Genomic DNA, 1,088 nt, shown 5'->3' with positions numbered 1-1,088 from the left:
TTTACAGCGGCGTCAGCGAGCGAGACCTTCTCCTGGCGGGCCGTGGCCTGCAGCGAGGCGCGAAGGACGGCCATCGTGGTGGCATCGGTGCTGAGCGTCATTGTTGCGATGCCCGCGCTGCCGTGGTTCTCCTGCGCGGAGAACTCGACGTTACGCGCGCGGTGGTTGTGCTCTGCTTCGCGCTTCTTGCGCTTTTCCGGGTTGTGGCTGAGGCCGACGTCAAGCTTGGCAATCATCGTGCGGATGCGGCGGGCAACTGACGCGCGGGAGGGGAGCTCCTGGTTTGCACGCTTCGGTGTGAAGATCCGGGTGAGCATGTCGTCAAAAGCCGCCCACGTTGCTTCGTCCGCTGAAGCGCCGATCTTGCACAGGGCAGTATCTATGCCGGTGAGCATGTGCACGGAAAGGAGGCAGGTCTGCTCTTGCAGAGCGAGCAGCTTGGGCAGGCTGGCGAGCCGGAAATACGCCAAAACCGCAGCTTCGACCTCATGTTTGGGGCGGCTGGTAACCTGAGCTAACTCTTCGACCTCCAGGTCGAAGTCTTCAACCGCGGTCGAGGCTGCGTAGCCGCGGTAGAGGGCAAACTCGGCCTCCCGCATACGCTGCGAAAGCTGCGCGCGATGGTCCGTCGAGTTTTGGCATCTGAAGTAGTGAGCGGGTGGCACGATTCCCCCTTTCTGCGGTGAGCGGTCATTGTGGTCATTGCGGACAATTATACCGAACATACAAACGACGGCAACGTCTGTGACCATATTGTTACGCTTTGTTCTAGTATGTGTGTGTGAGTCACGTCCCGCGCTGTACCGATGGCACCCCTACTGCTGTGGATAACTCTGCGGAATAAGCCCTGCTCAACGGCAAAGTTTAGGTTACTAGCCGGTGAACTTACGCCTGTCAAACCTGGTGGTGAACGGGGTTTTTCACAACCTGCACACACAACTCAAAAAGTCCCAAAACTCCCGTGACCAGCAGCGATGCGCCGTTTCCCCAGGTCGCTGATACTAGTTATCCACAAGTTATCCACACCCTGTCCTGGGCCGTGTGTACAAGACGTCGATTCATCCCCAAGTTATCCACACCTACCTGTG

At 58.5% G+C, this 1,088-nt stretch carries 1 pseudogene; it reads right to left on the bottom strand.

Features of this window, described 5'->3' with window-relative positions:
* Positions 1–665: pseudogene (locus tag EAW56_RS12405) on the bottom strand (hypothetical protein); the annotation flags it as partial.
* Positions 666–1,088: the final 423 nt, after the last annotated feature.

The sequence above is a fragment of the Corynebacterium gottingense genome (assembly GCF_003693265.1).
In the GTDB taxonomy this organism is placed as follows: domain Bacteria; phylum Actinomycetota; class Actinomycetes; order Mycobacteriales; family Mycobacteriaceae; genus Corynebacterium; species Corynebacterium gottingense.
Note: the sequence above shows the minus strand (reverse complement) of the source record. Positions and strands in the feature narration are given on the sequence as shown.